This window comes from Sphingomonas sp. Leaf38 (assembly GCF_001421825.1).
In the GTDB taxonomy this organism is placed as follows: domain Bacteria; phylum Pseudomonadota; class Alphaproteobacteria; order Sphingomonadales; family Sphingomonadaceae; genus Sphingomonas.
Map to the genome: position 1 here is coordinate 220,934 of NZ_LMLD01000009.1, position 21,719 is coordinate 242,652.

Here is a 21,719-nt window from a genome sequence, read left to right on the forward strand (position 1 = left end):
GGCGACGGAGGCGACGGAGGGGGAGGCACGCAACGGCCGTTCCTCCTCCCGCCCCCTCCGTCAGGCTGACGCCTGCCACCTCCCCCTGGCGGGGGAGGATTCGCGAGGGCGACGCTACCCTATCGTCAGCAGCGCCTTGCGGCCGAGCGCGGTGGCCAGCGCGTTGTGGCGACGTTCGACGGCCTCGCCGTACAGCCCCTTGTCCTCGGGACGCAGCTTCAGCGTCAGCGTCAGGCCGTCATCGGTAAGCTGCGAGCGCTGGAGCGGACCCGCGAGCCCACCGCTCATCCGCTGACCAAGTCTCATCGCAAGTCCCCACGCCGTTGCGCTTTTTATCGCCGCGGGCGACGCCAGCCGGCCGACCGGATCCGCCGCTGCGAGATCGCCGCCGAGACTCGCATAGAGCGCTTGGGCCAGCATGCCCCGGCCGGGCGCGTCGATCGCGACCCAGTTCCCGTGCAGTGCGACCTCCACGCCGCGTTCGGCGCGGAACTCCGGATTGGCGCGCCAGCCGACATCGGCAAGCAGGCAGGCGGTGTGCCGTATCCGCGCCATCGCCGCCGGCTCGCCGACGAACAGCGGTGCGATCCAGCGATCGAGCAGATCGCCATGCTCGGGAAACCGCCCGAGCAGCCGCCCTTCCTCGCGTGCGGCAACGATCAGCGGATCGAGCGTGCGGTCCGCGCGCTTCAGATCTTCGTAGAGCAGCCCTTCACGCAGGCCATAGGCGGAGACGATCGTCGTCCGGCTGCCGAGTTGCCGCATGAGCACGCCCAGCAGGGCCGCAGCGTCCGCGAGCGTTGCCGAACGGCCCGACGACAGCCCGGAAATGGCCTTCAGCCGCGGCTTGGAGAGCTGCGGGATCGTGCGGCTGAGACGCGTGATCGTCGCAGCGGTCATCGAATATTGATGGATGATCGGCAGCGGATAGTCCGACAGCTCCATGTCGAGACGCGCGAGCGCCCGCCACGATCCGCCGACGAGATATAGCGGAAGCCCCTGCCCGCGCGCAGTCCAGCCCGCTTCGCGGATCAGGCGGGCGACGAGCCGTTCAAGGACCTTGCCGCGTTTGGCGCGGATCGGACCTATACGCAGCACGCCGAGCGGAAACGAGACGCGATCCTCGATCTTCCCCTGCCGGACGCGGACAAGTTCGAGACTGCCGCCGCCGAGATCGCCGACGATACCATCCGCATCGGGGATCGCGGACAGCACGCCATAGCCCGCCGCACTGGCCTCCTGCTCCCCCGACAATGTCTCGACCTTGAGACCAAGATGCTCCGCGGTTGCAATGAGTTCGCTGCCGTTCTTCGCATCGCGTACCGCCGCCGTCGCGACCGTGCGGAGCGTCGAGCATTCCATCTCGCGCGCCACGGCCGCAAACCGCGCCAACGCAGTCCGCGCGGTCTTCAGCGCAGACTTCTCGATCGATCCGGTCGCAGCTAGCCCCCGACCGAGCCCGGCCAGAACCTTTTCGTTGAACCGGATCGCAGGGAGCCGCGGCGGGCCCTGATACACGACCAGGCGGATCGAGTTCGAGCCGATGTCGATGATCCCCGTACGCGGGTGATCATCGGTTTCGGCCTTGGGCGGTGCGTTGCCGAACAAGCGGTGTGCGACGCTCATCGTTTTCGACGGAGCGACAGGGTCGGCACGGCATTGCTGGTCGCAAGCGAGGCACCACGGCCGGAAAGCGACGGATTAGTCATGAAATACCGATGCAGGTTGAAGGGGCGGTCGCCGGGATCGACGCGATTATACTCGCCATCGGGTTGCAGTTCCCAGCTCTGCTCGTTGTCGATCAGGTTCGCGACCATCACCTGGTCGAGGATCTGGTCGTGGACGGTCGGGTTGAGGATTGGCAGCATATATTCGACGCGACGATCGAAGTTGCGCGGCATCCAGTCGGCCGACGAGATGAATAGCTTGGCCCCGTCATTGGGCAGCGCCTTGCCGTTGCCGAACGCCCAGATCCGGCTGTGCTCGAGGAAACGGCCGATCACCGACTTGACGCGGATCGTCTCGGAGAGGCCGGGCACGCCGGGACGCAGGCAGCAGATGCCGCGGATGATCAGGTCGATCTCGACCCCTGCCCCGCTCGCCTCGTACAGCTTCTCGATCACCGCGGGGTCGACCAGCGAGTTCATCTTGGCCCACACGCCGGCAGGCTTGCCGGCGCGCGCATTGGCGATCTCGACGTCGATCAGGTTCATCAGGTTCTGGCGCAGGTCGCGCGGCGAGAGGCTGACCCGCGCCATGTCGGTCGGTTCGACATAGCCGGTGATGTAGTTGAACATCTGCGCCGCATCGCGCCCCACGGCCGCGTCGGCGGTGAAGAAGCTGAGGTCGGTGTAGATCTTGGCGGTGACCGGGTGATAATTGCCCGTGCCGAAATGGCAGTAGGTGCGGAACGCGGAGCCTTCGCGGCGGACGACCAGCGACACCTTCGCGTGAGTCTTCCAGTCGATGAAGCCGTAGACGACCTGCACGCCCGCACGCTCCAGCGCGGAGGCCCAGACCATGTTCTGCTCCTCGTCGAAGCGCGCCTTCAGCTCGACGACCGCAGTGACCGACTTGCCGGCTTCGGCGGCGGTGATCAGCGCGTTGATCACCGCGGGCTGCTTGCCGGCGCGGTAGAGCGTCTGCTTGATCGCGACGACGTCGGGATCGTTCGCCGCCTGTTTCAGGAAGGCGAGCACCACCTCGAACGTCTCGTACGGATGGTGGACGACGATGTCCTTGGCCTTGATCGCGGCAAAGCAATCGCCGCCGAACTCGCGGATCCGCTCGGGAAAGCGCGGCGTGAAGGGCGGGAATTTGAGGTCGGGCCGGTCCTCGTCGACCAGCCCGTCGAGATCGACGATGCCGAGCAGGTTGCCGCTCTCAGTGATGATCGCATCCGCACCGCCTAGCTCGTCCTTGAGAACGGCCGCGAGCACGTCGGGAATCCCCGTCTCGAGTTCCAGGCGGATCACGCGGCCGCGGCGGCGGCGCTTGATCGCGTTGGCGAAGTAGCGGACGAGGTCTTCGGCCTCCTCCTCGATCTCCATGTCGCTGTCGCGCAGGACGCGGAAGCTCGCCGCGGCGAGGACCTCGTAGCCGGGGAACAGAACCGGCGCGAAGCGCTTGAGCAACGTCTCGATCGCGATGTAGCGCGCGGGCTCGCCGGGCAGGCGGACGAAGCGCGTCATCGTGTGCGGCAGCATCACCAGTTCGCGCACCGGCTCGTTATCCGAAATGCGCACGAGGTCGAAGATGACCGACAGTCCGCGGTTGGGGATGAACGGGAACGGATGCGCCGGGTCGAGCGCCTGCGGGGTCAGGATCGGGAAGATCTGATCGCGGAAATGTGTTTCGAGCCACTCGTCGGCCTCGCCTTCGATCGCCTCGCGGCGCAGGACGAACAGCCCGGCCTCGTCGAGGAGCACGCGCAGGTCGCCCCATACCGCCTGCTGGCTTGCCATCAGCGCATCGGCCTCGCGGACGATCCCGGTCAGCTGCTGGCCCGCGGTGAGCCCGTCTGCAGAGCGGCGATCGACGTCCTGCGTCTGCTGGCCCTTCAGGCCGGCGACGCGGACCATGAAGAACTCGTCGAGGTTCGAGCCCGAGATCGACAGGAAGCGGAGCCGCTCGAGCAGCGGGTGCGCGGGGTTGCACGCCTCCTCCAGCACGCGACGGTTGAACGCCAGCCAGGAGAGCTCGCGATTGAAGAACCGGTCGTTCGGCTCTGCGCCGATGGGATCGTCGTCGTCTTCCGCTTGGCGGACGATATGCGCTGGACGGTTCATCGGTCCTCTTGGGGTCTTATGGTGACGTAAAGAGCGGCAGATCCAGGGCAAGCTGTGGCCGCAGGATCAGCCCGGCCTCGGTGAGTGTGGTTCGTGCCAGAGGAATGGACAAGCGCTTGCGACGTTCCATTGCCTCCTGATCCAGCGCATCGACGGTTCGCGTTACGGTAATATGACTACGCTCAATTCGGGTGGCGAGCCAGTCGACCAGATCGGGCCGCGCATCGAGGCTCCGCCGCTCGAACAGATGCGCCAGCAGCAGCCGCATGAGTTCGTCGTCGGGCGCGCCGATCGCCGCGATCGGGCTTGCCGCCAGACGCGAGCGGAGATCGGGGAGCTTTACCTTCCATTCGGGCGGGGCTGCGTCGGCGACGATCAGCAGCGGCCGGTGCTCCTCCTGCGCGCGGTTCCAGGCGTGGAACAGCTGCGCCTCGGGCACGCGCTCGGCATCGTCGATGATCGTGCCGCCGCTCTTCGCCGCGAAGATACGCGCGAGCAGGCTGCGGCCCGATTTGCGCGGGCCGGTGAGGATGGCGGTCATGACGGGCCACGTCGCGGTATGCTCCAGCGTGTGGACGGCGCGCGCGTTGGAGGGGGTAACTAGGAAGGCGTCGTCGCGAGGGTCCGCCGGCCAACCGAGTGGCAGCGCGATTTGAGTCATCTTGGTCGCGCTCACCCTGTCGTCACGGTATCCGCGGGAAGATCCGGCGGAAGAAGTTGGGAAACCCGGCGGATCCGGATCGTCTGGCCGGAGCCGAAGACCTGATAGCCCCGCGCCTCGAGCGCAGTCTTGAGCGCCGCCGGATCGCCATCATAGGCGACGCGCATCAACGACACGCCACCGAGCGCGAGGCTGGTCGTCGCCGCCGATCGGACGCCGGGGATCGCGCGGAGGGCTGCCTCGGTCGCGGAGACCGCGGTCGCGGCCGGCGTGTCGAACTGGACGATGACCGAAATCCCCTCACCGCCGGTCAGGACCGCGGTATTGGCGTCGGCGGTCTCGTCCGTGGGCAGGTCTTCGATCACTGCGGCTTCGGGGGCCGGTGGTGGCGACAGGCTGTAGTCGACGCGCAGCGACCCGTTGCGCCGCGCCTGCTGGTACAGGTCGTCAATCCGCTTGACGCCGGTATCGAGCAGTTGCGCGATGCCATCCGACGTGCCGACGCGCAGCGTGAAGCTGCCGATCAACTCGTTGTCGGGGCCGTGGCGTGCTTCGAACACGCCGATCACCGGGCCGCCGGGCCATTGGCGATAGAGCTTCACGACGGGCATCAGAACGTCGCTTGCGCCATATTGGTCGAGGATCGTCCGCCACCAGCCGCGGCCTGGGCGCTGCGTCTGGCCGACGTTGAGCAGGAGCGCGTCGGGGCCGGAGCCCGACGGGCGGACATAATCGATGCTGCTGTTGCCGGTGCGATAGCGCGCCCAGGCCTGTTGCCACGGCGTGCTCTGCTCGAACGCCTGGCCGACGCCGCCCGACCACTGGATCGGGATGACCAGCATCGGCTGCGAACGATCGGCATAGGTCGAGATGCCGAGGATCGATCCGGCGCGGGTGCGATCGAACAACACGCCGAGCTTGGCGATATAGCGCTGCGGGCCGATCTGCTCGTTCTCGACGACGATCCCGGACACGAGCGAATCGAGCGTGCCGTCTGAGACGAGGCCACCACCGCCGCCCAACCGGTTCGACAATTGCACCCAGGCTTTTCGTTGCGCGAGCCGCCATCCGGCATAGCGCGCGGCGTCGGCGGTCTTGCCGGCGACATCGACCGTGACGCCGCTCACCTCATAGGCGCTGCCGCTGTCGACCGGCGCGGCGCCGTGGCTGCCGCCCTCGATCTGCGCAAGCACGGCGCCACCGCTCAACAAGAGGGCGGCGCCAGCAAGCGCTGTGGGAAGGGCACGAATACGGATCACGCGGGCCTTTTGGCGAAGCAGACGTGGAAATCCAAGCGCGATGTGGCTAGCAGCACCGATCATGACCGATACGCCAGACTCCGCCACCCCCGCTTCGGGCCCCTACACCCCCACTTCGGGCCCTTATACTTACGCCCAGGCTGGCGTTTCGATCGCCGCGGGCAACGCGCTGGTGCGCGCGATCGCGCCGCTCGCGCGCTCGACGCGGCGGCCGGGGGCGGACGCCGATCTCGGCGGGTTCGGCGGCATGTTCGACCTGAAGGCGGCCGGGTTCGTCGATCCGCTGCTGGTGGCGGCGAACGACGGCGTCGGCACCAAGCTGAAGCTGGCGATCGAATGGGACCGGCATGAAGGCGTCGGCGTCGACCTGGTCGCGATGTGCGTCAACGACCTGATCGTGCAGGGTGCCGAGCCGCTGTTTTTCCTCGATTATTATGCAAGCGGCAAGCTCGATGCGGCGGTCGCGGAGCGCGTCGTCGCCTCGATCGCGGAAGGCTGCAAGACCGCCGGCTGCGCGCTCATCGGTGGCGAGACCGCCGAGATGCCCGGCATGTATGCGGACGGCGATTACGATCTTGCGGGCTTCTGCGTCGGCGCGGTCGAGCGGACCAATGTGCTGACCGGGCGTGAGATCGCGGCGGGCGACGTCATGCTCGGGCTCGCCTCGTCGGGGGTGCATTCGAACGGTTTCTCGCTGGTTCGTCGGCTGGCGACGGACCGCGGGTGGAAGCTCGATCGTCCGGCGTTGTTCGATCAGGACCGGTTGCTGATCGATCATTTGATGGCGCCGACTCGCATTTATGTCGCGAGCCTGTTGCCGTTGCTGCGTGAGCGGCGAGTCAAGGGCCTCGCGCACATTACGGGGGGCGGCCTGCTCGAGAACATCCCGCGCGTGCTGCCCGAGGGCGTGCATGCAGTGGTCGATGCGGATGCGTGGGAGCAGTCGCGGCTGATGGCGTTCCTGCAGGCACAGGGCGCGATCGAGCCGGAGGAAATGGCGCGCACGTTCAACTGCGGGATCGGCATGGTCGCGATCGTCAGCGCCGACGAGGCCGAGGCGGTGACCGCCGCGCTCGAAGCCGCGAACGAGACAGTGTTCACGATCGGGTCGATCGAAGCCGGCGCGCATGGCTGCACCGTGCGCGGCTCGGCCGGTACGTGGAGCGCACGCGAAAACTGGACCGCTACGCATGGCTGACAAGACGCGCGTCGGCGTGCTCATCTCCGGGCGCGGATCGAACATGATGGCGCTGGTCGAAGCGTCGCGCGCGGCCGACTGCCCCTATGCGATCGCGCTGGTCGCCTCGGACAAACCCGATGCGGCCGGACTCCAATGGGCGAGGGCGCAGGGGCTGGCGACGTTCGCGCTGTCGCCAAAGGGGCTCGGCAAGCCCGCCTACGAGGCGGCGATCAATGCGGCGCTGCGCGAGGCTGGCGTCGAGGTGATCGCGCTGGCGGGCTATATGCGGTTGCTGTCCGACGGCTTCGTCGCCGCGTGGCGCGATCGGATCGTCAATATCCATCCGTCGCTGCTCCCCGAGTACAAGGGGCTCGATACGCACGCGCGGGCGATCGCGGCGGGCGATGCGGTAGGCGGCTGCTCGGTGCATGTCGTGACCGAGGAACTGGATGGCGGAGTCGTGCTGGGCCAAGCGGAGGTTCCGATCCTTGCCGGCTACGATGCGGATACGCTTGCGGAGCGCGTGCTGGCGGCCGAACATGCATTGTACCCTAAGATCTTGGCGGAGTTCGTGACGCGATGACCGATATGTCCCCCCTCGACCGCGTCCGCGCGGCTGCGCTTGCGCTGCCCGAGACCGAGGAAACCGTCTCGCACGGCCAGCCGACCTTCTTCGTAGCGGGCAAGCAGTTCGCGCAGTTCCGCGCCGACCATCACGGCGATGGGCTGACTATGGTATGCGTGAAGACCGGTGGCAGCGACGAACAGGCGATGCTGATCGAGGCAAACCCTGCCGTCTATTCGCGCCCCGCCTATCTCGGCGCGACCGGGTGGGTCGGCATGACGGTCGCTGGCGATCCCGACTGGGCGCTGGTCGAGGACCGGATCGCGCGCAGCTGGGAACTCGCCGCCCCTGCCCGCCTGCTCGAGGCCGGTGGGCGATGAGCAGCGAGACTCCGACCGAACGCCGCGAGGCCGCCGCGACGCGCCGCCGCTGGGTGACGCTGGCCGAGGTCGTGGCAGTAGCGGGCGTCTTGATCGCGGCGCTGACGCTGTGGACGAACTGGTCCGAACATCGCGCCGCCGAGGCCGACAAGATCGCGGCACAGTCGAGCGAAGCACGCGAGCGGACGAAGATCGATCTCTCGGCGATCGTGCAGGATGGCGGCGCCACGCTGTTGCTGAAGGATGCGCGGCACGATCTTCAGGATGTGACGATCACCTTCCCGCGCGCGCTCGGCGTATCGCCGCAGCGGCCGCCGGCGGAACCGGTCATCGAAAAATCGTGGTTCTCGAAACCGCTTCTGAAGCTAACCGATGGTGGCGCTGACAATCGATCAGGACGCTTGCCGGTTCTCGTCAGCCTCCACTATTTCGATGGCGACACGACCCGCTCGGCGAGCGGGATCTACGACGTGATCTGGAAGACCGAAGCCGGGTCGATACCCTTTGCGGGTCGGTCATTGAAGCTCGAAGGTTTGCGGGTTCGCCAGCGCGGTGGCGATCAGGCCAGGATCGACGCGATCTGGGCGCGGGAGAAGCCGGCGGTTTGATCGGTCACCCTCCTGTGGGACCACCCCGGCGAAGGCCAGGGCCCAATAGGGGGACGATGCCAACGGAGTACGGCGCGCCGTCAAGACGGCCTTGCCAATTGGCCCCCGGCCTTCGCCGGGGTGGTGGTAGTTGCGCCGGACTGCGTGTCATCTGAGCAGCTCAAACCGAGCGCGCGTAGACCGGGTCTTCGTGGAGCGTGGTGCCGACCGTGAACTGGCGCGCGCCGATCACCGCGAACCCGTGACGGTCGTAGAAGGCGCGTGCCCGCCTGTTGCCTTCCCACACGCCGAGCAGGACTCGGTTGCGGCCGGCGGCAGCGGCAGCCTCCAGCGCCTGCGTCATCAGCGCGGCGCCGAGGCCGGTGCCGTGCGCCTGCTTCATCAGGTAGATGCGGCGGAGTTCGATATCGGCGGGGCCGATCGGAATCGGAAAGTCCGGCGCGGTCAGCACGGTGTAGCCGATCGGCGCGTGGCCGGGCTCCTGCTCCGCGATGGTGACGATCGTCGCGGGATCGTCGAGCCACGCCTCGAACGTGGCGATGTTGTTCTTCGTCGTGCAGTGGGCGACGATGTCGGCCCCGGTCAGTACGGTCGCATAGGTATCGAGAAACGTGGCGGATGCGACGAGCGACAGCGCGGGCGCATCGCCCGGGCCTGCGCGTCGCATCCGCCAGGTCATCAGCCGACGATTTCTTCGGGCTTGAAGAAGTAGGCGATCTCGATTTCGGCATTCTCGTCCGAATCCGACCCATGGACCGAGTTGGCCTCGATCGACTCGGCGAGTTCCTTGCGGATCGTGCCGGCGTCTGCGTTGGCGGGGTTGGTGGCGCCCATGATATCGCGGTTACGCTGCATCGCGTTCTCGCCTTCGAGAACCTGGACCACGACCGGCCCCGAGATCATGAACGAGACGAGCTCACCGAAGAACGGACGCTCCTTGTGGACCGCGTAGAAGCCCTCGGCCTGTTCGCGGGTCATCTGGATGCGCTTCGAAGCGACGACGCGCAGGCCGGCTTCCTCGAGCATCTTGGTGACCGCACCGGTCAGGTTGCGGCGGGTTGCGTCGGGCTTGATGATCGAAAAGGTACGGTTCGCGGCCATGATGGTCACGGGCTCCTGTGTTGACGGAAATAGGATGCGCGGCGCTTAGGCGCGGATCGGTCCTAAAGCAACCTATGCGGCCTGTTCCCACTTCCCGGACTCGGTCTGCTTCCAGTAGCGGCGCTCGACTCCGTCGCGGTCGGCGAGGGCTTTCCAGGCGAGGCGGGCCTCGCGGATCGCGTCGTCGTCGAAGAAGTGGAACGCGCGGTCGAAGGTTAGGGCATCGTCGCGCCATTGGCCGTCGACGATCGCGACGTTGCGCGCGGCGTTGGCGGGCGTGATCTCGGCGGCGATGAGGATCGGCTGCTCGGAGTCGTCGCCAGCGCCCGCCTGCGCATGCGGGAGAAAGCTTTCGGGCGCATAGGACCAGAGCAGCCGGTCGAGCGTGGTACGCTGCGCCTCGGGTTCGGCGACGATCAGCAGGCGTCCGCCGGTTGAGACGACGCGCTCGGCAATCCGCGGGAGGACCCGGTCGAGCGGGCTGGTGAGGTGGTAGAAATCGACCTGCATGTTTTCCACTGATCCTGCCGTTCTCCGTCATCCTGACGAACGTCAGGACCCAGAGCCACGGAGCGCGTCACTTGGTATCCTGGGTCCTGACTTTCGTCAGGATGACGGAGGGGGATTGAGGTCCGCCGTCCTAAACTTACCCCTCGAAATTGTCCGCGACGAACTGGTCGAGAAGACGCACGCCGTAGCCGGTCGCGCCCTTGTCGTGGTTCGTGCCCGGCTTGTCCGACCAGACCATGCCGGCGATGTCGAGATGCGCCCACTTCACGCCCTCGTCGACGAAGCGCTTGATGAACTGCGCCGCGGTGATCGAACCGGCGCCGCGCGGGCCGACGTTCTTCATGTCGGCGATCGGCGAGTCGATCAGCTTGTCATAGGCGGGCGAGAGCGGGAAACGCCACAGCGTGTCGCCGGTGGCCTTGCCCGCCGCGATCAGCTGATCGGCGAGTGCGTCGTCATTGGCGAAGATGCCGCCATTCTCGGTCCCGAGCGCGACGATCATCGCGCCGGTCAGCGTGGCGAGGTCGACGATCGTCGTCGGCTTGTGCGCCTGCTGCACCCAGGTGACGCAATCGCACAGCACGAGCCGCCCCTCGGCGTCGGTGTTGAGCACCTCGATCGTCTGTCCCGACATCGAGGTGATGACGTCGCTCGGGCGCAGCGCGGCGCCGTCGGGCATGTTCTCCACCAGGCCCATCACGCCGACGACGTTCGCCTTCGCCTTGCGCGAGGCGATCGCCTTCATCGCGCCCGCGACCGCGCCGGCACCGCCCATGTCCCACTTCATGTCTTCCATGCCCGCGCCGGGCTTGATCGAGATGCCGCCCGAATCGAACGTCACGCCCTTGCCGACGAACGCGAGCGTCGGCGCATCGGCGCCTGCCCCGTTCCACTTGAGCGCGAGGATGCGCGCCTCACGCCGCGACCCCTGGCTGACGCCGAGCAGCGAGCCCATGCCGAGCTCGGTCATCTGCGCCTCGTCGAGCACGGTGATCTCGAGCCCGAGCCCCTCGACCTCCTTGGTCACCTTCTCAACGAAGCTCTCGGGATACACGACGTTCGGCGGCGACGTGACGAGCCAGCGCGTCAGGTCGAGACCACCGGTAACCGCGGACTGCTCGGCCCAGGCGGCATCGGTGCCCTCGGGTGCGCCGACGACGGTGATCTCCGTCAGCGTCGGCTTCGACTTGTCGGCGAGCTTGGTGCGGTACGTATCGTACCGCCATGCGCGCTGCACGGCAGCGGCAGCGAGGCGCGCGGCGACTTCGGCGGTCGGCGTAGCGCCGGCACACAGGTCCACCGTGACGGCGGTCGCGCCCGACGTCAGCAGGCGTGCGGTGATCGCCCCCCCGGCCTTCTCCCAGTCGGCATTCTCCCCGGCGCCCACGCCGACGAGCAGAACCTGGCGAACCGCGCTGTCGACCGGCACGAACAGCTCGACGACCGAGCCCGCTTCGCCTGCGAAGCGCGCCGCACCGGCTGCGCGCGTCGCGATCGCCTCGACATCGCCACCGATCGCGCTCCACGTCACCTGCGATACGCCGTCCTTCGCGACCGGGATGGCGAGGATCGGTGCATGGGTGGGGACGGTGGAGGCGAAGACGATCTGCATGAAGAACCCTCGGGAAGCGTTTGAACGGATATAGCCCTTAAGTTGATGACGCGGGGCCGGCAAAGCAAGGTGGCCCCGGTATATGGTCGGTCAACGCACGGTGATTGCAGCGAAGCCCCGGTGATGCGATAGGCGGGCGATATGGCGGCAAACGGCTGCTCAGTGCCAAAGGGGTTGGTTCGGATCGTGTTGCGTATCGACCTTTTGACGGGTTGCGCCTTTTCGCTCGCGCTGGCGACCGGACTGGCTGCGACCCCGGCTCTGGCCCAGGATTTCCAGAACCGCCCAGTCGCGCCACCGGTGCCCGACGCGCCCGTCGCCAACGCACCGACCGCGACTCCCGCCGAGGACCAGGTGCAGTTCAGCGCCAACGGCCTGGAATACGACACCAATACCGAGGTCGTGACCGCCACCGGCGAAGTCCGGATGTTTCGCCAGGGCGATCGCCTGCGCGCCGACAAGGTCGTGTGGAACCGCAAGACCGGCAAGGTGCTCGCGACCGGCAACATCGCGGTCACGAACCCGCAGGGCGACATCGCCTATGGCGACGAGATCAACCTGACCGATTCGCTGAAGGACGGCGTGGTCGACAACATGCTCGTCGTGCTCGAGCAGGGCGGCCGGCTGGCGGCCAAGCAGGGCACGCGCGAAGCCGACGGCACCGTCAATCTGAAGAGCGCCGCCTACACGCCGTGCGGCGTCACGAACGCGGCGGGCTGCCCCAAGGAGCCGACGTGGAAGATCACCGCGGTTCGCGTCACCTACCGCCCCGAACGCAAGCGCATCTATTACTCCGGCGCGCGGCTGCACCTGTTCGGGCTGCCGAGCCTGCCGCTGCCCAAATTCTCCAATCCCGTCGGCGGCGGCAGCGACAGCGGCCTGCTTTCGCCCAACGGCGGGTATAGCCGGGTCAACGGCCTCGAAGTCAGCGTCCCCTATTACTGGAAGCTCGCCCCGAACCAGGGGCTGGTCATCACGCCGCACATCTACAGCAGCGTGCTCCCGATGGCGCAGGTGGATTATTCCGCGCTCAGTTCGAAGGGTGCGTTCAGCGTCCGCGCCTATGCCACCGAAAGCCGTCGCAGCGACGATCTGACCACCGCGGTCCCGACCGACACCAGCATGGCGTTCCGCGGCTATATCGACGGGATGGCGCGCTACCAATTGTCGCCCAACTGGAGCGCGAGCGGTTCGCTCCGCCTGACGACCGACCGCACCTTCCTGCGCCGCTACGACATCTCGCGCGACGACCGGCTGCGCACCACCGCCAGCGTCGAGCGGATCGACGATACCAGCTATCTGGCGATCAGCGGCTGGTATGCGCAGACGTTGCGCGTCAACGACAGCCAGGGCCAGCAGCCGATCGCGCTGCCCGAGATCGACTATCGCAAGCGGTTCGACGACGGCCTCGTCGGCGGCCGGTTCCAGGTTCAGCTCAACACGCTCGCGCTCACGCGGACCGACGGGCAGGATACGCAGCGCGCGTTCGCCAGCCTGCAATGGGATCTGCGGCGCCTGACCAACTGGGGGCAGGAAGTCACCTTCACCGGGTTTGCGCGCGGGGACCTGTACAACACCAACGACACGCTCGCGACGACCAACATCAGCTATCGCGGGCTCGAGGGCTTCCACCAGCGGGTCATCGGTGCGGCGGCGGTGGACGTGAAATGGCCGTTCATCGGCACGTTTCTCGGCGGTACGCAGCGGTTCACGCCGCGCGTCCAGCTCGTCGCCGCGCCGAAGGTCGCCAACCTCTCGCTGCCCAACGAGGATTCGCGCGCGGTCGATCTCGACGACACCAACCTGTTCTCGCTGAACCGGTTCGCCGGCTATGACCGGTTCGAGGATTCGTCGCGCGTCACCTATGGCGGTGAATGGGCGCTCGACCTGCCCGGCATCGCCTTCACCACCAATGTCGGCCAGAGCTACCGCGTCGACAAGCGGCCGACGATCCTGCCCGACGGCACCGGCCTCAGCGACCGGTTTTCCGACATCGTCGGCCGCAGCGAACTGCGCTTCCGCGACTTCGTCTCGATCGTCCACCGGTACCGGCTCGACAAGGACGGCTTTGCGATCCGCCGCAACGAACTCGACGCGACGATCGGCTCGCGCGCGACCTATGTGCTGGTCGGCTACCTGAAACTGAACCGCAACATCGATCCGTCGATCGAGGATCTGCGCGATCGCGAGGAAGTGCGCGTCGCGGGCCGCGTGCAGTTTGCGCGGTTCTGGTCGGCGTTCGGCTCGGGCGTGGTCGATCTGACCAATACGGCCGAGGACCCGCTGTCGCGCAGCGACGGCTTCACGCCGATCCGCCATCGCCTCGGCATCCAGTATGAGGATGATTGCCTGCGGCTCGGCGGAACGTGGCGGCGCACGTACAACGACACCGGCGACGCGCGGAAGGGCAACAGCTTCCTGTTGACGCTGGCCTTCACCAATCTCGGCCGCTAAGCCCGCGTTCAGCTACTCTGGGGCAACCCACGCGGTATAGGTGCGGTCGCGGCAACGACGGCATGGATCTGGCGTGTGATGATGGGATACCGACACTTGAAGCATGATGTTCGACTGGCGGCGCGTGGCGGCCGTGTGATCGGGGCGGTTGTCCTAGCCGCACTGACGGCAAGTGCGATCGCGCAAACTGCGCCCCCGCCGCAGAGCCCCGCCCCGCAAGCTGGTCAAAACGGGACCGGTCAAACCGTCCAGGATCAGAGCCTGCCCGACAATACCGGCCTCGATATTCCGACCAATCTCCAGATCTTCGGCAAGCTCGACCCCAACGTCCGCAAGCCGACCGCGATCGTCAACGATACGGTGATCACAGGCACCGATGTCGACCAGCGCGTGGCACTGGTGGCGATGGCGAACGAGGCCAAGCTGTCGGCGGAGGACCGCGAACGGCTGAAGTTGCAGGTACTGCGCCAGCTGATCGACGAGACTCTCCAGATCCAGGAGGCCAAGACCGCTGACATCACGATCACGCCCGCCGAGCTGACGCAGAGCTACGACGCCGTATCGAAGCGCTTCAACCGCACACCCGTCGCGATGCGCACCTATCTGCGCGAGTCGGGCTCGTCCGAGCGCTCGCTCAAGCGCCAGATCGAGGGCGAACTCGCCTGGCAGCGCTATCTGCGTCGCCGCGTCGAGCCGTTCGTCAATGTCGGCGACGAGGAGGTCAAGTCGATCATCGACCGTCTCCAGGCGGCCAAGGGCACCGACGAGTTCAACCTCAAGGAAATCTACCTCGCGGCGACGCCGGCGAACAGCCAGCAGGTCTATACGAACGCCAAGCAGATTCTGGCGGAGATCCAGAAGGGCGCGCAACCGTTCGAATATTATGCGCGCCAGTTCTCCGAAGCGTCGACGCGCGCGGTCGGCGGCGATCTCGGCTGGATCCGCGCGGCGACGTTGCCCGCTCAGCTGGCCGAGGCTGCAACGACGATGCAGGTTGGCCAGGTCGCCGGTCCGATCGAGGTGTCGGGTGGCTACTCGATCCTGTATCTGACCGACAAGCGCCAGGTGCTGACCGCGGACCCGCGCGACGCCAAGCTCAGCCTCAAGCAGCTGACGCTCCGCTTCCCGCCGAACACCAACCAGGCTCAGGCATCGGCGCGCGCCCAGGCGTTCGCCAAGGCCACGCAGGAGCTGCGCGGCTGCGGCACCGTCGAGAAGGTCGCGGCCGGGATCGGCGCCGACGTTGTCGACAACGACACGGTCCGCATCCGCGATCTGCCGCCGCAGCTCCAGGAAGTCATGCTGAAGCTTCAGGTCGGCGAATCCAGCCCGCCGTTCGGCTCCGCCGAGCAGGGCGTCCGTGCGCTGGTGCTGTGCGGTCGCGACGAAGCCGCTGGCGGCTCGCTGCCGAATTCGGAGCAGATCCAGGGTCAGCTCGAACAGCAGCGCGTCAACCTGCGCGCCCAGCAGAAGCTGCGCGATCTGCGGCGCGACGCCGTCGTCGAATATCGGTGATCCGAGCATGACGCGCGCGCAGCCGCTGGCGGTATCGATGGGCGATCCTGCGGGGATCGGACCCGAGATCATCGCCAAGGCCTGGGATGCGCGCGTCACACATCGTCTGCCGCCGTTCGTGGCGATCGGTGACGCCCGCGCGATCGAACGCGTCTGGCAAGGACCGATCGCGCGGGTCGCGGACATGAGCGCGGCGGGCGCGGCGTTTGCCACCGCGCTGCCGGTACTGACCGTGGGTGATGCCGGGGCGATCGTCCCCGGCGCGCCCGACGCGGATGGCGCGCGCTGCGCGCTGCACGCGCTGGAGATGGCGGTGGGACTGGTCCGCACCGGCGCCGCGCGCGCGCTGGTGACCGGCCCCGTCTCGAAGTCGCAGCTGTACGCGATCGGCTTCACCCACCCCGGGCAGACCGAGTTCGTCGCGGAACGCTACGGCGTAGCCGGCGACAATGCGGTCATGATGCTCGCCGGGCCGTCGTTGAAGGTGGTGCCGATCACGACGCACGTGCCGCTGAAGGACGTCTCCGCGCTGCTGACGGTCGATCTGATCGTCGCCAAGGCCCGCGCGACCGCACGGGGGCTGCTTCGGAACTTCGGGATCGAAAAGCCGCGGCTCGCCTTTGCGGGGTTCAACCCGCATGCGGGCGAGCAAGGCGCGCTCGGCCGCGAGGAGATCGACGTCATCGCGCCCGCGATCGCGATCCTGCGCGACGAGGGTATCGACGCGACCGGTCCGTTCGCGGCCGACACGATGTTCCATCCCCGCGCGCGCGCGACCTATGACGTCGTCATGTGCTGCTATCACGATCAGGCACTGGTGCCGCTCAAGACGATCCATTTCGACGAGGGCGTCAACATGACGCTCGGGTTGCCGATCGTGCGCACCTCGCCCGATCACGGCACCGCATTCGCAATCGCGGGCAAGAACCTTGCCGAGCCTGGCGCGATGATCGCCGCGATCGCGATGGCGGGCGAAGCCGCCGACCGGCGTGCGCTGGCCGCCGCGCAGGCCTGACAGGACAAGCATGACGGACCTTCCCCCGCTGCGCGAGGTGATCGCGCGCTATGGCCTGAACGCGAGCAAGGCACTCGGGCAGAACTTCCTCTTCGACGGGCAGTTGCTCAAACGCATCGCCGCGGTTCCGGGCGATCTCAAGGATGCCGAGGTGCTCGAAGTCGGCCCCGGCCCCGGCGGCCTGACGCGCGCGCTGCTCGCCGCCGGTGCGCGGGTCACCGCGATCGAACGCGACCGCCGCTGCATCCCGGCACTCGCCGAACTGAGCGAGGCCTATCCGGGGCAGTTGCGCGTCATCGAAGGCGACGCGATGGAGATCGACGCCCGCACGCTGTTCGAGGGCAAGCCGCATATCGTGTCGAACCTGCCGTACAATATCGGCACGGCTTTGCTGGTCGGCTGGCTATCGACGCCGTGGCTGCCCTGGTGGCAGTCATGCACGCTGATGTTCCAGAAGGAAGTCGCCGAGCGGATCGTCGCCAAGACCAACGACGATCATTACGGGCGGCTCGCGGTCCTCGCCCAGTGGCGCTCCACTGCGCGCATCGCGATGCCGGTGCACCGCTCCGCGTTCACGCCGCCCCCCAAGGTGATGTCGGCGGTCGTTCACCTGACGCCGGTCGAGGCACCCGAGGCGGTGAACTTCGCAGTGCTGGAGCGCTTGACGGGTGCAGCGTTCGGCCAACGGCGCAAGATGCTGCGACAGAGCCTGAAGGGCGTGCCCGGCGCCCTCGACGCGCTCGAGCGGATCGGCGTCGAGGCCACGCGCCGCGCGGAGACGCTGTCGGTGGCGGATTTCACGGCGCTGGCAAAGGCAGTCGGTTCACCCGCCACCTCCTGAACTGGAACTCAGATCTAAGACTTCAGGGCGCCCCCCCGGCGAAGGCCGGGGCCCAATTGGCAAGGTCTCAGTAATCTGGCGCTGACCGCAGTTAGCTCCGTTTCCCAATTGGACCCCGGCCTTCGCCGGGGTGGTAGAATAGGGACGGGGTTTCGAACCTTAGTCCTTGGCCGCCACCGGCGTCTTTTCGACCTGCGCCGTCGCGACCGGTGGGCCCTTCGCAATCACCGCCGCCAGCTGGGTCGCCTCGGGGCACGCGCCCTTGCAGAGCGTCCGGATCTTGACGAGATTGTCCTTCGCGCGGACCACAGCCCCCTTGGCCACGAGCGCCTCGCCCTGCCCCTTCAACGCCGCGACGTCGTTGGGCTCGAGCAGCAGCGCTTCGCGGTAGAGCCGGATCGCCTTGCCGGGCAGGTCGCGCGACTCCGCGACCTGCGCGAGCAGCAGAAACGCACCCCGATTGCGCGGATCGACCGCGACCGAGGTTTCCAGCGCGTCGGTCGCGCCATCGAGATTGCCCGCCGCAGCCAGCGACCGCCCCTGCGCCAGAAGCTGCATCGAGCGCGCGTCGATCTGGCTGTCGGGGCGCTGCCCGCTGAGCGAGGTCGATACGCACACGACGGTCAGCGCGGCGGCAACGGCAACGGACGAAAAACGCATGATCGTCTCCAGGCGGGTCATTAGTCGGCTGGCTAGCACGCAGCCCGAAGGCGCGCGACAAAAAAGCCGTCGGTGCCGTCGCGGCCTGGCTCCAGGCGTACGCCGTGGCCGTGCTTGGCGCCAGCGGGCAGCGACAAGGCCTCAATGGTCCAGCCGGGATGCGCGTTCAGGAACCAGCTGACCTGATCGGTCCCCTCGGCGTCGAGCAACGAGCAGACGATATAGACGAGCGCACCGCCGGGCTTGACCAAAGTCGCCGCGACCGAGAGGACTTGCTGCTGCGTCGATTGCAGGCGCGACACGCGGTCGGGCGTCAGCCGCCATCGCGCCTCGGGATTGCGCCGCCACGTGCCGGTGCCCGAGCACGGCGCATCGACCAGCACGCCATCGGCGCGCCCGGCCCATTCGCTCAGCGCCTCGATCTCGCGGGTGGGATTGAGCAGGCGGCTTTCGACGATCGTCGTACCCGCGCGGGTCGCGCGCGGGGCGAGACGCGAGAGACGGTTGCGATCGGTATCGCAGGCGAGGATCACGCCCTGGTTCTCCATCGTCGCGGCGAGCGCCAGCGTCTTGCCGCCCGCGCCCGCGCAGAGATCGACGATCCGCTCGCCGGGCTTTGCCTGCATCGCGAGACCGACGATCTGGCTCCCCTCGTCCTGTACCTCGAGCGCGCCTTCGTTGAAGAGCGGGAGCGCTTCGACGTTGGTGCCGGTGGGCAGGCGGATGCCGTCGGGCGCATGCGGGGTGGCTTCGGCCTCGGGCAGCGCGGCGAGTACGGTCGCGCGGTCGGAGGTCAGCGTGTTGACGCGCAGATCGAGCGTGGCGCGGCCGGCGAGATCGGTCAGCGCGGCGCCGTCGAGGCCGGATGCGCGGAGTGCCTTACTCAGCCACTGCGGGGCAACGCCGGCGCGGGCGCGCGGCTCGTCCTTGGCGATCGGGGCTGGGGCATGGGTGGTGTCATCGAAGGTCGCGGCGACGTCGGGGTCCGCGTCCGCGACGAGGAGCATGGCGGCTCGCCCGGTTTCGGGGCGGTCGCCAGCCTTGCGGATCGCGGCATAGACGAGCTCGCGGACGGCGCGGCGGTCCTTCGAGCCGGCATAGCGGCGGGTCTGGAAATAGCGGGCGATCAGCGTGTCGGCGGCGGCACCGGATTCGCGCGCGGCGGCGATGATCTGGTCGAGCAGTTCGATCGCGGCCTGGGTGCGGGCGGGAGGAGTCACTTGCGGCCTCCCGCAGTCGGCGAGGTTTCGAGAAAGGCTTGGTACGGGGAATGCGTCATCATCCCCTCCCCTAGCCGCTCTCGTGTGCGGGCGGGGAATAATTTCGGGGGAAGGCCGTCCCTCACCCTATTCGTCATCCCGGCGGACGCCGGGACCCATGGTTGCGGTCCGGGTTATGATTGCACGCTATCGCCGGATACACCGTGTCCATGGGTCCCGGCGTTCGCCGGGATGACGGAGGGATGGAGTGGGTCCGTCCCGCCCGGCCCCTTCCGTCACCCCCGCGTCGGGTAGTTCGGCGCTTCGCGGGTGATCGTCACGTCGTGGACATGGCTCTCCATGAGGCCCGCGCCCGTGATCTGCACGAATTCCGCCCGTGCCTGGAGATCCGGAATCGTTGCCGAGCCGGTATAGCCCATCGCCGCCTTGATCCCGCCGACGAGCTGATGGATCACGTCCTTCGCCGGGCCCTTATACGCGACCTGCCCCTCGATGCCCTCTGGCACGAGCTTAAGTTGGTCCTTGATATCGCCCTGGAAATAGCGATCCGCAGACCCGCGGCCCATCGCGCCGACCGAGCCCATGCCGCGATACGACTTATACGCGCGGCCCTGGTACAGGAACGTCTCGCCGGGCGCCTCGTCGGTGCCGGCGAGCAGCGAGCCGATCATCACGGTCGATGCGCCCGCGGCCAGCGCCTTAGCCATGTCGCCCGAGGTGCGGATGCCGCCGTCGGCGATCACCGGTACGCCCGCCTTGTGGCCGGCCTCGGCGCAATCCATCACTGCGGTCAGCTGCGGCACGCCGACGCCGGCGACGACGCGCGTGGTGCAGATCGAGCCCGGCCCGATGCCGACCTTGATCCCGTCCGCGCCCGCCCCGATCAATGCGCGCGTCGCCTCGCCGGTAGCGACGTTGCCCGCCACCACCTGGACCGAGTTCGACAGCTTCTTCACGCGCTCGACTGCGCGGCCGACGTCGCGGTTATGGCCGTGCGCGGTGTCGATCACGATCAGGTCGCAGCCCGCGTCGACCAGCTGTTCGGTCCGGTCGAAGCCCTTGTCGCCGACCGTGGTCGCCGCGGCCACGCGCAGGCGGCCCGCCTCGTCCTTGGTCGCGTCGGGGAACATCACCGCCTTCTCGATGTCCTTGACGGTGATCAGACCGACGCAGCGATACTGCGCGTCGACCACCAGCAGCTTCTCGATACGACGCGCGTGGAGCAGGCGACGCGCCTCCTCCTTGCCGACCTCGGTCGAGACGGTGGCGAGATTCTCGTGCGTCATCAGCTCGCTGACCGGCTGTTGCGGGTTGCCCGCGAAGCGCACGTCGCGGTTGGTCAGGATGCCGACGAGCTTGCCGTCCGCCTCGACCACGGGGATGCCGCTGATCCGGTGGCCGGACATCAACGCCTGCGCCTCGCCGAGGGTCGCGGTCGGCTTGATCGTGATCGGGTTGACCACCATGCCCGACTCGAAGCGCTTGACCTGGCGCACCGCGACCACCTGCTCCTCGATCGTGAGGTTGCGGTGAAGCACGCCGATGCCGCCGAGCTGTGCCATCACGATCGCCATGTCGGCTTCCGTCACGGTGTCCATCGCGGACGAGAGGATCGGGATGTTGAGTGCGATGCCGCGCGTCACCTGCGTCCGGGTATCGGCCTGGCTGGGCAGCACGTCCGATTCCCCCGGATACAGGAGGACGTCGTCGAAGGTGAGGCCGAGGCGGATATCCATTGAAGCTGCCGATCCTGGGTGTGAGGTGGCGCGCCATGTAACCAAAGGCGGCGCATCCGGCTAGGCCCTCTCGCGTACGACGTGCTATAGCGGCGTCATACACGGATGGGGGATTGTTCGATGGGCCTGATCGTTGCCGCGCTCTTATTGGCGCTGGTGCTGCTGTATCTCTTCACGAGCATCAAAATCGTCCACCAAGGCTATCAATACACGATCGAACATTTCGGCCGCTTCACGACGGTCGCGCGGCCCGGCTTCAATTTCTACCCCGCCTTCTTCTATCGTGTCGGCCGCAAGGTGAACATGATGGAGCAGGTGATCGACATCCCCGGCCAGGAGATCATCACCAAGGACAATGCGATGATCTCGACCGATGGGGTCGTGTTCTTCCAGGTGCTCGACTCGGCCAAGGCCGCGTATGAGGTGTCGGACCTGTACCAGGCGCTGCTGCAGCTCACGACGACCAATTTGCGCACGGTCATGGGGTCGATGGACCTCGACGAGACGCTGTCGAAGCGCGACGAGATCAATGCGCGGCTGCTGAACGTGGTCGATCATGCGACGACGCCGTGGGGGGTGAAGATCACGCGAGTCGAGATCAAGGACATCCGCCC

At 67.4% G+C, this 21,719-nt stretch carries 19 protein-coding genes and 1 pseudogene; 9 read left to right on the top strand and 11 right to left on the bottom strand.

Translation table 11 applies throughout. The features are described from left to right. Nucleotides 1–114 precede the first annotated feature (114 nt). From ASE88_RS03325 to ASE88_RS03340, 4 genes are read right to left on the bottom strand one after another with little or no spacing between them, the layout of a single operon-like run. The gene (locus tag ASE88_RS03325; RefSeq protein ID WP_056475396.1) at nt 115–1,626 is read right to left on the bottom strand and encodes a Ppx/GppA family phosphatase; all 1,512 of its coding nucleotides are present in this window, start codon (nt 1,624–1,626) and stop codon (nt 115–117) included. After that, complete coding sequence (locus tag ASE88_RS03330; protein ID WP_055876021.1) at nt 1,623–3,788, bottom strand: RNA degradosome polyphosphate kinase; 2,166 nt, start codon at nt 3,786–3,788, stop codon at nt 1,623–1,625. The genes ASE88_RS03325 and ASE88_RS03330 overlap by 4 nt, the downstream gene beginning before the upstream one ends. Nucleotides 3,789–3,804: 16 nt before the next feature. Beyond that, entirely contained in the window at nt 3,805–4,449 is a 645-nt protein-coding gene (locus ASE88_RS03335; protein ID WP_056476321.1) for an HdaA/DnaA family protein, read from the bottom strand. An 11-nt stretch (nt 4,450–4,460) separates the two neighbouring features. Next, on the bottom strand, nt 4,461–5,705 hold the full coding sequence (locus tag ASE88_RS03340; RefSeq protein ID WP_056476324.1) for a heavy-metal-associated domain-containing protein: 1,245 nt from the start codon (nt 5,703–5,705) through the stop codon (nt 4,461–4,463). A 64-nt stretch (nt 5,706–5,769) separates the two neighbouring features. Between ASE88_RS03340 and purM the strand changes: the two genes are divergently transcribed. Genes purM through ASE88_RS03360 form a run of 4 tightly spaced genes read left to right on the top strand, consistent with a single transcriptional unit; the run spans nt 5,770 to nt 8,441 of the window. Continuing rightward, a complete protein-coding gene (purM, locus tag ASE88_RS03345; protein ID WP_082466268.1) occupies nt 5,770–6,906 on the top strand; it encodes a phosphoribosylformylglycinamidine cyclo-ligase in 1,137 nt (378 codons plus the stop codon). Continuing rightward, nucleotides 6,899–7,471 carry a phosphoribosylglycinamide formyltransferase gene (purN, locus tag ASE88_RS03350; RefSeq protein WP_056475399.1) on the top strand — a complete coding sequence of 191 codons (573 nt, stop codon included), beginning with the start codon at nt 6,899–6,901 and terminating at the stop codon, nt 7,469–7,471. The genes purM and purN overlap by 8 nt, the downstream gene beginning before the upstream one ends. Then, complete coding sequence (locus ASE88_RS03355; protein ID WP_235527797.1) at nt 7,468–7,833, top strand: MmcQ/YjbR family DNA-binding protein; 366 nt, start codon at nt 7,468–7,470, stop codon at nt 7,831–7,833. Before purN ends, ASE88_RS03355 begins: the two co-directional genes overlap by 4 nt. Further along, nucleotides 7,830–8,441, top strand: coding sequence for a hypothetical protein (locus ASE88_RS03360; protein WP_056475402.1), 612 nt, complete (start codon nt 7,830–7,832; stop codon nt 8,439–8,441). Before ASE88_RS03355 ends, ASE88_RS03360 begins: the two co-directional genes overlap by 4 nt. A gap of 160 nt (nt 8,442–8,601) precedes the next feature. On the opposite strand, the gene ASE88_RS03365 is transcribed toward ASE88_RS03360, so the two are convergent. The 4 genes from ASE88_RS03365 to ASE88_RS03380 all read right to left on the bottom strand — a co-directional run bounded on the left by ASE88_RS03365 (nt 8,602) and on the right by ASE88_RS03380 (nt 11,664). Continuing rightward, nucleotides 8,602–9,120: a GNAT family N-acetyltransferase gene (locus ASE88_RS03365; protein ID WP_056475406.1), complete on the bottom strand. Its 519-nt coding sequence runs from the start codon at nt 9,118–9,120 to the stop codon at nt 8,602–8,604. Further along, complete coding sequence (ndk, locus tag ASE88_RS03370) at nt 9,120–9,542, bottom strand: nucleoside-diphosphate kinase (RefSeq protein ID WP_056058698.1); 423 nt, start codon at nt 9,540–9,542, stop codon at nt 9,120–9,122. Before ndk ends, ASE88_RS03365 begins: the two co-directional genes overlap by 1 nt. Before the next feature lie 72 nt (nt 9,543–9,614). Continuing rightward, entirely contained in the window at nt 9,615–10,052 is a 438-nt protein-coding gene (locus ASE88_RS03375; RefSeq protein ID WP_056476332.1) for a DNA polymerase III subunit chi, read from the bottom strand. A 136-nt stretch (nt 10,053–10,188) separates the two neighbouring features. After that, entirely contained in the window at nt 10,189–11,664 is a 1,476-nt protein-coding gene (locus tag ASE88_RS03380; protein ID WP_056475408.1) for a leucyl aminopeptidase, read from the bottom strand. 186 nt (nt 11,665–11,850) lie between these two features. On the opposite strand from ASE88_RS03380, the gene ASE88_RS03385 reads away from it, so the two are divergent. The 4 genes from ASE88_RS03385 to rsmA all read left to right on the top strand — a co-directional run bounded on the left by ASE88_RS03385 (nt 11,851) and on the right by rsmA (nt 17,489). Next, nucleotides 11,851–14,118: an LPS-assembly protein LptD gene (locus ASE88_RS03385; RefSeq protein WP_055877104.1), complete on the top strand. Its 2,268-nt coding sequence runs from the start codon at nt 11,851–11,853 to the stop codon at nt 14,116–14,118. Nucleotides 14,119–14,214: 96 nt separating this feature from the next. Beyond that, nucleotides 14,215–15,633, top strand: a complete 1,419-nt coding sequence (locus ASE88_RS03390) for a peptidylprolyl isomerase (protein ID WP_056475411.1) — start codon at nt 14,215–14,217, stop codon at nt 15,631–15,633. 7 nt (nt 15,634–15,640) lie between these two features. Beyond that, a complete protein-coding gene (gene pdxA / locus ASE88_RS03395; protein WP_082466161.1) occupies nt 15,641–16,648 on the top strand; it encodes a 4-hydroxythreonine-4-phosphate dehydrogenase PdxA in 1,008 nt (335 codons plus the stop codon). A gap of 10 nt (nt 16,649–16,658) precedes the next feature. Next, nucleotides 16,659–17,489 carry a 16S rRNA (adenine(1518)-N(6)/adenine(1519)-N(6))-dimethyltransferase RsmA gene (gene rsmA, locus ASE88_RS03400; RefSeq protein WP_056476338.1) on the top strand — a complete coding sequence of 277 codons (831 nt, stop codon included), beginning with the start codon at nt 16,659–16,661 and terminating at the stop codon, nt 17,487–17,489. 159 nt (nt 17,490–17,648) lie between these two features. Here the strand turns inward: rsmA and ASE88_RS03405 are convergent, their stop codons facing one another. From ASE88_RS03405 to guaB, 3 genes are all read right to left on the bottom strand, one after another. Next, complete coding sequence (locus ASE88_RS03405) at nt 17,649–18,149, bottom strand: tetratricopeptide repeat protein (protein ID WP_200910138.1); 501 nt, start codon at nt 18,147–18,149, stop codon at nt 17,649–17,651. A gap of 32 nt (nt 18,150–18,181) precedes the next feature. After that, nucleotides 18,182–19,369 (bottom strand): RsmB/NOP family class I SAM-dependent RNA methyltransferase, encoded by a 1,188-nt coding sequence (locus ASE88_RS03410; protein ID WP_056475417.1) that lies wholly within the window; start codon nt 19,367–19,369, stop codon nt 18,182–18,184. Nucleotides 19,370–19,644: 275 nt separating this feature from the next. Then, a complete protein-coding gene (gene guaB, locus ASE88_RS03415; protein ID WP_055876046.1) occupies nt 19,645–21,105 on the bottom strand; it encodes an IMP dehydrogenase in 1,461 nt (486 codons plus the stop codon). A gap of 120 nt (nt 21,106–21,225) precedes the next feature. Here guaB and ASE88_RS19350 point away from each other — a divergent pair. Continuing rightward, nucleotides 21,226–21,719: pseudogene (locus tag ASE88_RS19350) on the top strand (paraslipin); the annotation flags it as partial.